Raw genomic sequence first — 12689 nt, forward strand, 5'->3', positions numbered from 1 at the left:
TTTCTCGTTTTCCCAGCAACACCAGACGATGACGATGATCTCTCATAATTCTTTCTTTCCACTTTTGATCTCCTGTTTTTCTGCCCCGATAGGTAATAAAATTAATATAGAATATTGTCTCACTTAATATAGACACTCAGGGCAGCTCATCTATTTTCCGTACAATTTCAGAAAAAGACGCGGTGACATCCTTCAAAATAGCAGCACCATGGCGAACAAAACTTCGAGACTCTTCAATCAACCCCACACTCTCCTGCGCAGCCTTGCCGCTTCGTCCTGCGAGGCTGCGTACCTCATCTGCCACCACGGCAAATCCTTTTCCATGGGCACCAGCCCGTGCAGCCTCAACTGCAGCATTTAAAGCGAGAAGATTTGTCTGAAAGGCAATATCTTCTATAACCTTCATAAAGGACCCCACCTTTTCTCCGGAGTTCTCTATATCGGCAATGGTTTGTTCCATGGTTGACATACTTTCAGAACCACTCTTTGCCAAGGAAAGGACCTCCTTTGCAGAACTGTCCGCCTCCTGTGTGTTCTGGGCATTTTCCCGTATTTTCCCCGCGGTTTCCTCGAGGGCACTTCCCATCTCTTGCAACGATGCAGCCTGTTCACTGGCGCTGGATGCCAAGGTTTGACTGGACGAGGAGATCTGCTCGGAGCTTGCTTCAACCTGCACAGAAGAGTCACACACCCGGGACATACTGGAAGAAAGCCGTTCGGTCGTTTTTTTCAAGGCCAAACCGTTTACATCATGTTCCGAAGCAAGCTGTATCTCCTGTCGCAAATCTCCCGAGGCAATAGCCATGGCAACATCTGCGCGACAGTGTAATTGATCAACCACCCGATTCAACGCATTTGACAGAACTCCTATCTCATCGGTCCGATCGTGGTGTAGCTTCGTGGAAAGATCTCCCTGTTCCAACCTCCTAGCAAGACCTACCGCCTGCTGCAAGGGCTGCACAACCCCTCTGAAAAGGCTGAAGAAGGTTATTACACTGATAGCAGTAATGGTTACAACAACCACCGTGAGAACAATCAGCAAGAGCCGTCTCTGCTCCCCCTCTGCCTCTGCTCGATAAGCAGTAATATCAGCGAGATCAGAAGAGATATCACGCACTGTTGCAATGGCACCCACGGCAGTGCCGGAAAAATCCAGTATGGGATAGACCGCTATTTGATAGGTATCGACATACGTAATACCAATCCCCTCTTTCTGAGCAGAGTGCAGAAGCCCCTCTTCGACACGCCCTTGAAAAAGCACCGAATCACTTTCTCCCATACGAACAAAGGAACTATCCAAAAGCGGCTGATCACGCAATTGTCTAGCCACTTCTCGTTGCTCATAATTCATATAGAGACCATATTCGATATCCTCTTGATCAAACACTGAAAGAGCTTCACTGAAGGGCGATAGCATCTCCACAGAACCAAGATGATCCCCCTCCGATCCTCTCACAGGAACCAAACCGCGAATTACAAAGCCACCCCGGCCAACTTCAATACCCATAACCGGCTCCTTTTGGCGATTTACCTCCAGTACGGTGGCACGAAAGGAGGATATGTCATCGGAGATATCATGCCGAACACCGTCGATCTCTACCTGCCATCCATCTCGCCAAATACGGGCCAGGCTTCGCCCATTGGGCAAGTGGTAGTGGAGACTAAAGGGACTTCCCACGATGGATTGATAACTTTCTACAAAGGGATTGAAATACTCCTTGAGCATGGCCCGGGCTTGAACCCCGTAGGGGCATTGGGGATTGTCCATATCACCGCTCTGGGCATGGGCATAGCTTGTTCCACTGTCTCATGTTCCGCAAAGGCCGCGGCTATCTCATAGGATTTTCGCTGACCGCTTGTAAATATATGATTCAAGGTTTTCTGTCTCTCCACTGCTTCGGAATCGAGGTATTCAAAAACCATGGATTCCTGCTGATCTACAGCGGAATTAATAATATTGGAAACCAATATGGAAACACCAGATATGGTGCAAAGTGCCAAAAGAAGAAGTAAGCTGCCCATGGGCAGAAGAATCTTCCAGAGTATGGTTGTTTTCCCCTTGGTAAAAAGCATCACAATCCCCTTGTATTGAGTCTGATAATCTCAATAAGAATACCATGATGGTATACAAATGCAAGGACAACCATGATGAGGACAGGGCACAGTTCTCTTTATTTAAGAGTACGCTCTTTATGGCACACAAGGCATGAGATGTTCTGCTCCCACGCAACCATTCATGCTTTGACAAATGTAGTATCCTCTACGAGCCTCTTGGATCACGGGGAAGATAGTTCAATAAGAGTATCAAGTTCTTCCAAAAAGGCGGCCCTGCGTTTTCTAATATAGCTGCGAATCTCTTCAAACTGACTGCGTTGTAATTCCTCATAGCAGGTATAATCCCAGTATACCTCACCTTCCCATGGGGTCTCCAAAAATGAGGATTCATTCTGTTCATTCCACAGGGCATAATCACGCTGTATGGTCGCGGCGTACTGCTCCTCAAGTTGAGTGACCACTGTAAGAAGCTTCTGTTCTACACGATCTATACGGGAATGAGCCACCTCGCGGACCTCTGCACACCAGGACGAATCGCGCGCGAGGGTCTCAATAACAGCATTTCGTGGTATGACCTGATGTATATTGGTCGGATGCCAATGATCGGGAACCGGTTCACCCTGCCAGTAACGACCAAATGTTGCATCCCCGTCCCACCGTACAAAAATAACCTCTTCTCGGATACGGTCGTAGACGAGGTAATAATTTTTGCCGTACCCATCGGATTCACCGGTATAAAAACAGGCGAGAAACCAAGCCGTAAGATCTTCCAGTGAAAAGGAGTTCCGGATAAAGGCAATTGCCTCTTCATTGGGGTACGAGAGGGAGTCTGTGATTTTGTCAAGATAGGAGAGGGGGCCTTTTCTACTTTCAAATCCCTGGCTGCCCTGTTTAAAATCAGCATTCCAGTCCTGTGCTTTGGCTATATGATATGCTCCATGCCCCAGAAGGGGAGTGAGAAATTCTTCCCGCACCCGTTCAATGGTAGAGTAAAATCCATAAAATTCACCATTCACAAAAAGTCTGGCAAACCCTGCTGCAGGAGCAGTCCCCCCCAAAAGGCGTGTCGTATACAGGGAAAGGAAATTTCGTATCCGGGAATAGTCTATCGAATGGGCATTTAAAACGACTGAAGAAGGGGATTCATCGGTTCCGCAGGAAAAAACAGGATGAAAGAGACGATGTCTTTCTATGGGGCCACTGTCGAAATAAAGGCGGAGAGATTTTTTACTGTAATATCGTGAGGTTCCACCGTGAATTTTCACACGCCCCCATCCGCTGTATGTACCGATAGTAATCTCCACAGGAATTCCGAGCCCCCGCGAGAATGGATTATCCCGAAGATATTTCAGGGCTTCCGTATTGAGGGAAAGATGGATATCACGGCCAGGAAGGGTTTTCGTCTCCGTATCATCGGTCATATCCTCTGAAAAAGGCGAGGTGCAGGATATAAGAAGAGACATAAGAAACACAATTATACATCGTTGCATACGGCCTCTATGTGGAAGGAAAAGAAAAGTACCCGGACAATTGCAATGCTATTTCTCTCAGATCCCTGGAAGAAAACCCCGAATCATACCGGTCAGAATATTCCAGGTCAATGTACAGATCTGTATCAATGTACAAACGGGTTCCCCATGTCAGGGTGTAGAGGAAGTCACGGTTGATATATTCAAAGCTCGTATATGCTTTTCCGTAGAGTTGCTCAAAGCGCACACTTGCTGTCAACCCATACTTGTGTGCAAGGTCAAAGTCGTAACTCTGCCGTAGTGATATTCCCCGTGAAAGACCTTCTGTGTCGGTTGAGGCATATTTCAGATACTGTCTGGTATCGGCGGTGTCAGCTCCGAGAAAAAACTCCATCATACCGGAATACCGGCTGATCCTGTAGGATGCACCGAAATCACCCAGAAGTACCCGTATGCCCGATTGCGTACCAATCCCCTCATAGTAGGGGGCAGCTATGGCTCCATAGAGAGTGAGGTTGTCAGAGAAAGTGAGCGTTGCAGATGCTACGGGAAGCGAGAAGAGTCGTTTCCCATAGGCCTCTGTGAGGTCGGCATCGGGGCGTCCGGGACTATTCTTAAAAAGACCAAATTCATAATCGGCCCGTTCAATACGCGGTGTAGAATGACGAAAACGAAGGCGGGTCCCTCGCCAGAACCCCCCGGTGATACCCAAATTATCGCGAATATACGAACTAATTTCTCCGCGGTTTGCAAAGGGAATATCCTTGCTTGAGGTGGTACTTTCAAAGCCAAAGGGCATTTTAAACTGTCCCGTTCGCCAATGGAGGTTTCCGGGAAAACGTATTTCGATATAGGCATTTTTTACGATATCCGGTGTACCAGCATCGGTGAAATCTGTCATAAGCGAAGCACGAACCTCACTGGACAAAACATCCCGAGTAAATAAAAAATCACTGCGAACACGGGTAAAGCCGAATTCACTTTCCCATTCGTCAGAGGAATTACCATCCTCTTCCACTGTGAGCATCGGCTGAATAAGAAGCTCAATATCAAGGACATCTGCCGCGGAAATTTGCAAGAAAACAAGGAGAAATAGAAAGAAGAGGAAGATCATAGAGCCTTCTTTATCAAAATATATCTACGAAGAAGCGTTCTTGCAAATATACATTCCCGCTGTAGAAGATAGATATGACCACTGGAGATTTTCCATCCCATGCCTTTGTTCTTTTCTGAAGTAGATCCCGCCGAATAAAACCGATGTTTGGTACCTATAACGCCGACACTATCCTGTCTTTCGGAAATGTTTTCCCATACTCCTAAAACCATGATATACTCTAACACAACGGACCCATATGCACTACGCATGGCAGCAACCTTCTCCGGAGGAGATATTTATGACCATTCTACGCAATTCATGGTGTCTCATATTGCTCTGCATCACCCTACCCCAGGCCTCCATAGAAAACTACCCGCCGTGGTTTCAACGACGCACCTTTCCCCGCTGGTTTTTCGAGCCTCCTGCCAAAACAGTGGTTGGCTTTGACAGTGCAAAGCCCCTGCGTGATGATGCCTACGATCGCTTCTGCAGTTTTATCACCATGCGCACCACCGGCTTTTTACGGGTACACCAATATGAACACCTTGGGCAACTCCTTTTTACCGATGAAGACAGTATCAGTTTCTTGTATGTACCCCGAACTGATGTAGATACCAGTGACCTTATTCTCTTAGACTCCCTCAAAAGTGCCGTTTCCATGGCGGGAATATTTTCCACGGACAGTGTTGCCATTGACACCACCCCTCTCTCTCTGTTTGAAACCGTCGCCCCGCCCAAAGACCCCAACTATATCTACGGAACCGGTGTCTCGCGGGTAAACCTCTATAACCCCCTTTGGGGCTGGATGAAAGCAGAAAGCCGCGCTATTCGAAACCTCATGGAGCAGAGTGTCTTTTCTTTGTATACCCTGGAACGAAGCAAGGATGGACGCATGGAGCGGGCAAGTTGGTATGACTTTGATCTACGCGTGGAAAATCTGGAGATTGTGCGTCGATGGTTCTGTGCAGAATCGGGAAATGCTGCTGTGGCGGTGAGAGTACGAAAGGGAAGCATTTCACCGTGGAAGAGTGAGAACGCCTTTCAACTTCCTTTGCCCCTGAAACCTTACGGATACATGCTGCACGAAATATCCCCGCACTAAAATCGGCACCTATAAAAAAGGGGATGTCCAAGACATCCCCATGCGCCCTATCTCCATCTTTACGATGATGATTCAGCCGGTTTACAGAAGTCCCTCGTAGGCATCTACTGAGGCATCTGCAAGGAACAGTTCAATAATTTTCCGTCCCACCGGATCAAGGTCATCACTGAGAAACTGCTTAACCTCCTCTTTAAAGAAGTTCGTAAGCATCTCCGCACCGATATCGTATGTCGCTTCACCCACTTCAGGCTGTTTTTCCACACAAAGAAACTGCTCGGGGACTTCAAAATCACCAACTCGAGCACTTTTAGGAGTGTATCCAAGAAGCGTGCACCGTGCGGGAACACAGTTTTCACGGGCAAAGAAAGAATCATCAGCCATGGAGAGCACTGAACGCCCAAGCCATTCAGACATGAAACCGGTTTTCCATGCACCAACGTGCTGGTTTGGAGTCAGGGAATAATGAAGCGAGGTAGTCTCTGCCATCTGACGAAGAAGCAAATTCGCTTGAGTCACTTTTTTCCCCGTGGCAAAGGGCCAGTATGAACCAACACCTTCAGACTGCATAAGTTTTTTACCCGCAGTGATACTGGGGTTTGCATGTCCCCGAGGAGATACAAGACGCCAGATCCATGCCAAAGCTGGAGGAAGTACATGTACCATACCGACAATACCGTAGGACGGTTTTTCCGTTGATGTAGCCGGCGCACGAAGACCAAAGTTACGAATATCTACATCAACGGTGTCCTGAAGAACTCCAGGAACAAAATTACGGGGCATAATCACCCGTGGATTGGGGCACGGAACCCCGGGCTCATCTTCCATATGTTCCCATGGCTTAATGGGTTCACCCTCGATGGACTTCAGATTGAGGAAAATAAGAGGCTCATCACACTCAAGGGTCAGCTCTTCCATATGAGGATCAATGCCTTGACGAGTTACATGGTCTACCCGAAGAAACCACGCTTCTTCAGCATCACACGCGGTAAGACGATCTCCCGATTCACCATGACGGGGATGGCACATGGCCATATCATCCGTAAGAGGTCGTAGCTCATCCTGATTTTCCATATCAATGGTAAGTTCTTCCCCGCTTACGAGGTTTTTTCCTACCACAAGCTGTCCCGCTTCGTTTCGGTGCGGCTGCTCAAGCATTTCTGACTTTCCTGCCCCGGAAGCACCTTCGTGCATAATTACGGTGGTTTTCTTACTGTTTTTTGCCTGCACCGTAGAGGCATGAAGGGTCAACCAGTCTTCCTGTTCACCAATTGTTAAGAGCGCACCATACACACCCTTTTTGGCAGAGGGACCGGGATACAGATTGTATGAAAAGATCTCATGCATGTCACCATGACGATTATGAACAACAACCTGCTTGCCGTCATAATGAGTGTGACGGAACGGAGGAGCCACAAACATAACAGAACGAACAACGAAATTTTCGTCAATATCATCAAGAGGAACAAGCCCTTGAAGATCTGCAAGACCACCAATAAAAAAGCCAGCATTCTTTGGTGCAATCAAGATACCACCATACTGTTTACCTTCGCTAAAGGGCTTGCCCAAATAGAAAGCAGTTACACAGAGATCTTGGGTTTCCAACCACTGCAAGGTCTCTTCACGAGTACCCGCAAAAGACGTTCCAAAGCGATCCGAATAGGTCGTTTTATCCGTGGGGAGGTCATCACCGATAACCATACACTCAGGGTCACGACGGCGCATGTAGGGTTCAAAATAGTTCACGGCAATCCCGTTGGATCGTTTTTCCGTCCACGCTTCATCCACTGTGCCTTTACCCGGTACGTCGTACGACACGGTCATACCGGAAGATCCCGCTCCACCAAGAGCAAGTTCAAGAAGCTCTGCCCGTGTTGAGGGAGTAATCACAGAAGGTGCCTTTTCAAGCAGAGAAAGTACATCAGCAGGAAGTGTTACATTGGGAATCATATGATCTCCTTTAAAAAAAATAATCGATATATAATGCCCCCCGAAAAACGAACAACGTTTTTCTGCGGGAGGTCTCTTAAAAAACTGTATCCTATGGGGATACCCTTTTTTAAACAACCGGAATTTATGCGTTAAATTTCAAGGCCCGGACAAGGGTAAAGATAATAACCCGTTCTCCCGTGGCAATACTGATATCCGTGTGAAGCGACACAATTTCGCATCCCGTAATATCTATAATTATGCGTTCAAGAAGTGGACGTGCTTTTTCCAGAAGCTCCTGACGCACCTGTTTTATAAGGCTCCGTCCTTTTTGATTGTCTTCTGTATTTGCCAGCTGTTTTTCTGCCGGCGTAAGCACTCCCTTTAGACGTACAAAGATGATATCATCAAAGATTACCGTACGCACCTCTTCAGGACCGCGTCCCATGTACTCTTGTTCAAAACGAATGATCGCTTGGGATATCTGATGCTCCGCCTCACCCCTAGGAATAGAGTTTTTCATGACAAGCTCCTTGAGTATTGCGGACGTTCCCGACAGTCTCACTTTCTGCATAACAACCCCGAAAGATTATCCTGCCCAAAGAGAGAGTGCACATCTGCACGGGCAAAAGATATATAAATCTTCACGTAAAAGCAAGAAAAAAAACGTAGGGGCAAAAGTCATTTTCTACGAATAAAACTCCCAGGAAAAACACTTCCCCCCGCACAGGGAAGTGTTACGTTACAAACAGTGCTTCCGAAACCACTGTTTTTTCCCGAAGACCCGTCGCACAAAACCCGAAGAGAAGCCCCTTCGGGTTAAAAAGATCACTGGCATGTAAATCTTATCTGCGGTGGTTTCTTAAACGCTCAAAGATTTGTTTTGAAGGCTCTTTCTGTGCGGGGGTATATCTATCTTCGTATTCATATATATCCCAGTGATCCGGTGGAATAGACCCCTCGTAGCGTTCAAAGGTGAGGGTGTGTATTTCAAACTCTTTGTAGTCATAATCAAATTCTTCCAGTACCCAGGTATGAGTTATTACAAGGGTATTTCCCTGCAAGGAATATTCCGTGTGCCACTCTTCACGCCAAGAGTTATATTCCCACTCACGGTCAAAACCTTCACCCAAAAGGGAGTTCCCCTCTATGAAAAATTCTCCTTCATCATACCAATAATTTCCATCCCAATAATCATGCACTTCAAATAGATTTGCGTTTGTATTGAAAACCCATATTCTGGTAGTGTCATCAATGGATTCAGGCCACTCTTCACTATCCAGAGTATCTCCATTCTCTATTTCCATCCAAACTTCTTCTTCATGAACAAGATTCCACGCTCCATGGACATCATGGCTGCCTTCGTCTCGTTGAAAGCGGACCGTAATCTCCATGTTTTCTTCAATGGTGATGGTGAGGGGGGTGTCATTTCCTGAGGCATCACCGCTCCAGCGGGAAAACACATAGCCCGCAGATGCCTGAGGGGTAAGGGTTATCTCCGTACCGGTGGGATAGGCGGCCATCAATGGAGACACATCCACCTCGCCATGCTCGGCAGAAATTTCCAAGGTATAGAGAGCAATTGCGTCAAAATCCTCATCCTCCCAGGGAAAAACATCAGCGGGAATATAAAGATTTTCATCACTCATACCTTCGTAGGGCGCTTTATCTGCGGGGATAAAGCGATATCCCTCGTCGGTAGATTCAAATATGCCGGACTCAATCTCATCCCCATTCTTTGTCAGGTAATATTCTTCCTCCGCATAGTCGAGAGAATAGACATATGTATTCCCTCCCACTTCAGCACTATACCGGATTATATCCGGTGTAGAATCACCCTTTGAATCACTATCTGAACAGGCAAAAAACAGCAGACCCAAGCAAAGAGTAATGTAAAAAAGACACTTCATAAAAACTCCATTCATAGTTTGAATATAGTGATAGTATGATGAAGATACGATTCCGGTGGAAAAACACGTTCATCTTTACCCAACAGAAGCTAACTGGTGTTTTGCGTGCGGCATTCGATACCTTCCTGTGGAGAATATAGCATTTTTTCCGAAAAAGGCAAGAAAGAAAAACGCCCCTTACGGCAGAAGTTATTTTTACGGATGAAACTCTCTGAAAAAACCAAAAAAACATTGAGCAAATTTACGACCGTTTTCATACTCCAGATCTTTTGAATCTGGATCCGCTCTGCCTGGTGCGGAACCTCCCCTGCAAAAAAGATAGAGAGGTCTTTGGGCTACTTGCCGCCTGCCTTTCCTATGGACGGGTAGAAAGTATTATCAAGACCCTGTCAACCCTTTTAGAACTCCTTGAAAATAGCCCTGCCGATGCTATTATGAACACAAACTTAGCAGAGAAGCGGTACCGCTTCTCCTCCTTTGTCTATCGCTTTACCCGCGGTGAAGAGCTGGCCGTCCTGTGTCACTGCATCGGGGAGATCCTTTCTCGGTATGGCAGTCTGGAGGAGTTGTACCAAATAAAAGGAGCGCACACCACATCCCCGCGAGATGCGCTCCGCAGATTTTCCCAGCACTTCCATCATATAGCACACCCCATCCTCTTGCCACACCGACGACGGGGGTTCTCTTACCTTCTCTCTCCTATGACAGGGCAAACCCCGGCAAAACGACTCAACATGTTTTTGCGCTGGATGATCCGCCCCGACGACGGTATCGACCTCGGCCTTTGGCCATCTGCCCGTAGAAAAGATCTTATTATTCCCTTAGATACCCATATTATCCGAGCGGCCGAGATTCTCAAACTCACACAGCGCAAAAGCACCTCGTGGAATACCGCCGCTGAGATTACGGAATGCTTACGCACCGTAGATCCCGCAGACCCAGTGCGCTTTGACTTCTCCCTCTGCCACTGGGGAATGGTTCATGTACGCCGAGGCTCCGCCCTTGACAGGACATCACTGTAATGGTAGAATATGGCACTAAAACATGGAGGTTCTATGAGGTTTAGAAAACGAGCGGAACTATTTCCCGGGGTACGCCTTAATTTTAGTAAATCCGGGGTCAGTATTACCGGCGGAGTTCCCGGTGCATCGATAAATATGGGAAAAAAAGGAACCTATTTGAATACGGGAATTCCTGGAACAGGCCTCTACGACCGGGTTCGTCTTGATGGGAAAACAGCACCATCCGGCACATCTCAAGGGCATACAAGAACGAACACCTCATCCATAATTCAATCGCACCACGCCCTGCATACCGAGGATATCGCAGAAACCAGCAGCACAGATCTTCAGGAGCTTAACACCGCCCTGTTTGCTTGTAAAGAACTCCGTAGCATCCTTGTGCAAGAATATCGGGAAACCAAACGTCACCTGCGTAATATCACCCTGCTACACCGATTTCTCAAACTGTTTCTTGTGGGGTTTTTCCTCCCTCCCGTGAGCAAAAAAAAGACAACCTTGTCTGACACCCTGCGCACTCAGCGCAAGGGCATTGCAACAACAGTTGTGTCCATAGGGTTTTCTCCTGAAAAAAACATCGAGGAGGCTTACGCTACTCTCAAGCAGGAATACCGCAGGGCATGCACCTGTCATACCATATGGGATGTAACTGCAGAAGTAAGGGTGGACCAGCAACGCCTGCGCAGTTTTTCCCGCACCCTTCTCACCAAGGAACACGCTCGGTGTGATACCATGGCCCATCCCCTTATTGCCGCTCAGCATATACCGCTTCATTTTGCCACAGCCCACAACCATCACCTCTATCTCTATCCGGGCTTTATCCTCATAGAGGGGAGGGATAAAAAACAGGGTGTCGTCGATTTAGCTGATACCACCGTATCCTTTGAGGAAAAAATTCTCCCAGAAGAGGGAGAAGTCCCCCCGGATGCCACGATAATACGAACAACTTGGAAACGAGTGAACAAGGATGGATCACGAGATAAACGATACCGAGATAATTATGAGATCCCCTTATGTACCTACGGGTTTCTCACTCTTGAAAGTTCCACGGGGCTGCGGGAGGCATTCCTTTTTAGCAGTTATGAAAAAAGCTCCTCCTTTGGAAAAAGTCTCACCCGGTTTATCCGCTATTTTACTCCAACCAAGAAGAATGATTACAATTAATTCTGTTTTTTCCGGTATACTGTACTATTTTTATACTACGCAATACAAACGAAGGAGACACTGTGAAATCTGTATCTATTCTATTCGTGGTGCTGCTGCTCTCAGGAGCACAGGCACGCGATTTTCTTTTTCCCTCTGTAAACCCTCCTGGAGACCTCAGGCCTGACCAGGTAGAACAATACATTACCATTATCTGGGATGATAACGCCTACTCGGGAAAAGCTGGCACCAACTACGAAGGAAACCCCAATGTCTCCTCCTTTACAGACCAGAGTTGGGTAAATGGTATCCGCAGCGAGGGAGGGTGGATAACTACGGGAAATAAAAACGAACTCAATATTACCGAAGGAGATATGGGCATGAGTTGGGCCACCTACACTCTTGCCGGAAGAAAGGCCTACTCCTATCCCCTATGGCATGAACATACTGAATATAGCCCACAAATTCCTGACACGGTCATTCATAACGATACCATTTGGGCCTGCACCGACTGGCCCGTGGGAGAGTTGATAGATGAGGAAGACTTTGTTTTTGACGAAACTCCTCCCTTTGCTCCCCCCCAAGTCTACAGTGGAGATATACCCGGTTGGTTTTCTCCTCCCTGGACTCCCGTTGGAGAGGTTGATCGGGAGCCACGCCGAATCAATCCTGACGGCTCCCCCATTACCTTCACCTTCAATGTCATCTCCGGTCTTATGGTTCCCACATGGCCCATCGATTGGCAAGCACGTGAATCAAAGTACGGCTATTATGTACCAAACGAAGAGTTCTACCCTGAAGGAACGCCCCATACGGAACGACACAGCAAAATAGCTGCTTCATGGGGACGGGAAATGCCAATATACGAAACAGAAGATCAAGAAACGCTCTTTATTGAAGGATATATTACGCAAGCCTATATAGAAGCACGGGATGCTGGCCATGAAATAGGGAACCACACCCTTGATC

The 12689-nt window shown here is 47.3% G+C and carries 11 protein-coding genes; 4 read left to right on the top strand and 7 right to left on the bottom strand.

Annotated features, from left to right (window positions below; genetic code table 11):
* Positions 1-136: 136 nt before the first annotated feature.
* The 4 genes from CALK_RS12435 to CALK_RS11190 all read right to left on the bottom strand — a co-directional run bounded on the left by CALK_RS12435 (position 137) and on the right by CALK_RS11190 (position 4638).
* The gene (locus CALK_RS12435) at positions 137-1768 is read right to left on the bottom strand and encodes a methyl-accepting chemotaxis protein (protein ID WP_081698162.1); all 1632 of its coding nucleotides are present in this window, start codon (positions 1766-1768) and stop codon (positions 137-139) included.
* Positions 1696-2073, bottom strand: a complete 378-nt coding sequence (locus CALK_RS11180) for a hypothetical protein (protein ID WP_022637781.1) — start codon at positions 2071-2073, stop codon at positions 1696-1698. The genes CALK_RS12435 and CALK_RS11180 overlap by 73 nt, the downstream gene beginning before the upstream one ends.
* Before the next feature lie 203 nt (positions 2074-2276).
* Positions 2277-3545: a CotH kinase family protein gene (locus CALK_RS11185; RefSeq protein ID WP_022637782.1), complete on the bottom strand. Its 1269-nt coding sequence runs from the start codon at positions 3543-3545 to the stop codon at positions 2277-2279.
* Positions 3546-3552: 7 nt separating this feature from the next.
* Positions 3553-4638, bottom strand: coding sequence for a porin (locus CALK_RS11190; protein WP_022637783.1), 1086 nt, complete (start codon positions 4636-4638; stop codon positions 3553-3555).
* A 280-nt stretch (positions 4639-4918) separates the two neighbouring features.
* On the opposite strand from CALK_RS11190, the gene CALK_RS11200 reads away from it, so the two are divergent.
* Positions 4919-5722: a hypothetical protein gene (locus tag CALK_RS11200; protein ID WP_022637785.1), complete on the top strand. Its 804-nt coding sequence runs from the start codon at positions 4919-4921 to the stop codon at positions 5720-5722.
* A gap of 81 nt (positions 5723-5803) precedes the next feature.
* Here the strand turns inward: CALK_RS11200 and CALK_RS11205 are convergent, their stop codons facing one another.
* The 3 genes from CALK_RS11205 to CALK_RS11215 form a co-directional block, all read right to left on the bottom strand.
* Complete coding sequence (locus CALK_RS11205) at positions 5804-7669, bottom strand: DUF4914 family protein (protein WP_022637786.1); 1866 nt, start codon at positions 7667-7669, stop codon at positions 5804-5806.
* A 124-nt stretch (positions 7670-7793) separates the two neighbouring features.
* Positions 7794-8222: a Na-translocating system protein MpsC family protein gene (locus CALK_RS11210; protein ID WP_204365316.1), complete on the bottom strand. Its 429-nt coding sequence runs from the start codon at positions 8220-8222 to the stop codon at positions 7794-7796.
* Positions 8223-8493: 271 nt separating this feature from the next.
* Positions 8494-9558: an InlB B-repeat-containing protein gene (locus CALK_RS11215; protein WP_022637788.1), complete on the bottom strand. Its 1065-nt coding sequence runs from the start codon at positions 9556-9558 to the stop codon at positions 8494-8496.
* Positions 9559-9827: 269 nt separating this feature from the next.
* On the opposite strand from CALK_RS11215, the gene CALK_RS11220 reads away from it, so the two are divergent.
* The 3 genes from CALK_RS11220 to CALK_RS11230 all read left to right on the top strand — a co-directional run.
* On the top strand, positions 9828-10580 hold the full coding sequence (locus CALK_RS11220) for a TIGR02757 family protein (RefSeq protein ID WP_162146744.1): 753 nt from the start codon (positions 9828-9830) through the stop codon (positions 10578-10580).
* A gap of 33 nt (positions 10581-10613) precedes the next feature.
* Positions 10614-11741 (top strand): DUF4236 domain-containing protein, encoded by a 1128-nt coding sequence (locus CALK_RS11225; RefSeq protein WP_022637790.1) that lies wholly within the window; start codon positions 10614-10616, stop codon positions 11739-11741.
* Positions 11742-11803: 62 nt separating this feature from the next.
* A partial coding sequence (locus CALK_RS11230; RefSeq protein ID WP_034638136.1) for a hypothetical protein occupies positions 11804-12689 on the top strand: 886 nt, incomplete at its 3' end.

It is taken from the genome of Chitinivibrio alkaliphilus ACht1 (assembly GCF_000474745.1).
GTDB classification, from domain to species: Bacteria; Fibrobacterota; Chitinivibrionia; order Chitinivibrionales; family Chitinivibrionaceae; genus Chitinivibrio; species Chitinivibrio alkaliphilus.

What these genes read in the sequence shown, in the direction of transcription:
- CALK_RS12435 (WP_081698162.1), bottom strand. Translation starts at nt 1,768, where the DNA reads ATGGACAATCCCCAATGCCCCTACGGGGTTCAAGCCCGGGCCATGCTC.
- CALK_RS11180 (WP_022637781.1), bottom strand. Translation starts at nt 2,073, where the DNA reads ATGCTTTTTACCAAGGGGAAAACAACCATACTCTGGAAGATTCTTCTG.
- CALK_RS11185 (WP_022637782.1), bottom strand. Translation starts at nt 3,545, where the DNA reads ATGCAACGATGTATAATTGTGTTTCTTATGTCTCTTCTTATATCCTGC.
- CALK_RS11190 (WP_022637783.1), bottom strand. Translation starts at nt 4,638, where the DNA reads ATGATCTTCCTCTTCTTTCTATTTCTCCTTGTTTTCTTGCAAATTTCC.
- CALK_RS11200 (WP_022637785.1), top strand. Translation starts at nt 4,919, where the DNA reads ATGACCATTCTACGCAATTCATGGTGTCTCATATTGCTCTGCATCACC.
- CALK_RS11205 (WP_022637786.1), bottom strand. Translation starts at nt 7,669, where the DNA reads ATGATTCCCAATGTAACACTTCCTGCTGATGTACTTTCTCTGCTTGAA.
- CALK_RS11210 (WP_204365316.1), bottom strand. Translation starts at nt 8,222, where the DNA reads ATGCAGAAAGTGAGACTGTCGGGAACGTCCGCAATACTCAAGGAGCTT.
- CALK_RS11215 (WP_022637788.1), bottom strand. Translation starts at nt 9,558, where the DNA reads ATGAAGTGTCTTTTTTACATTACTCTTTGCTTGGGTCTGCTGTTTTTT.
- CALK_RS11225 (WP_022637790.1), top strand. Translation starts at nt 10,614, where the DNA reads ATGAGGTTTAGAAAACGAGCGGAACTATTTCCCGGGGTACGCCTTAAT.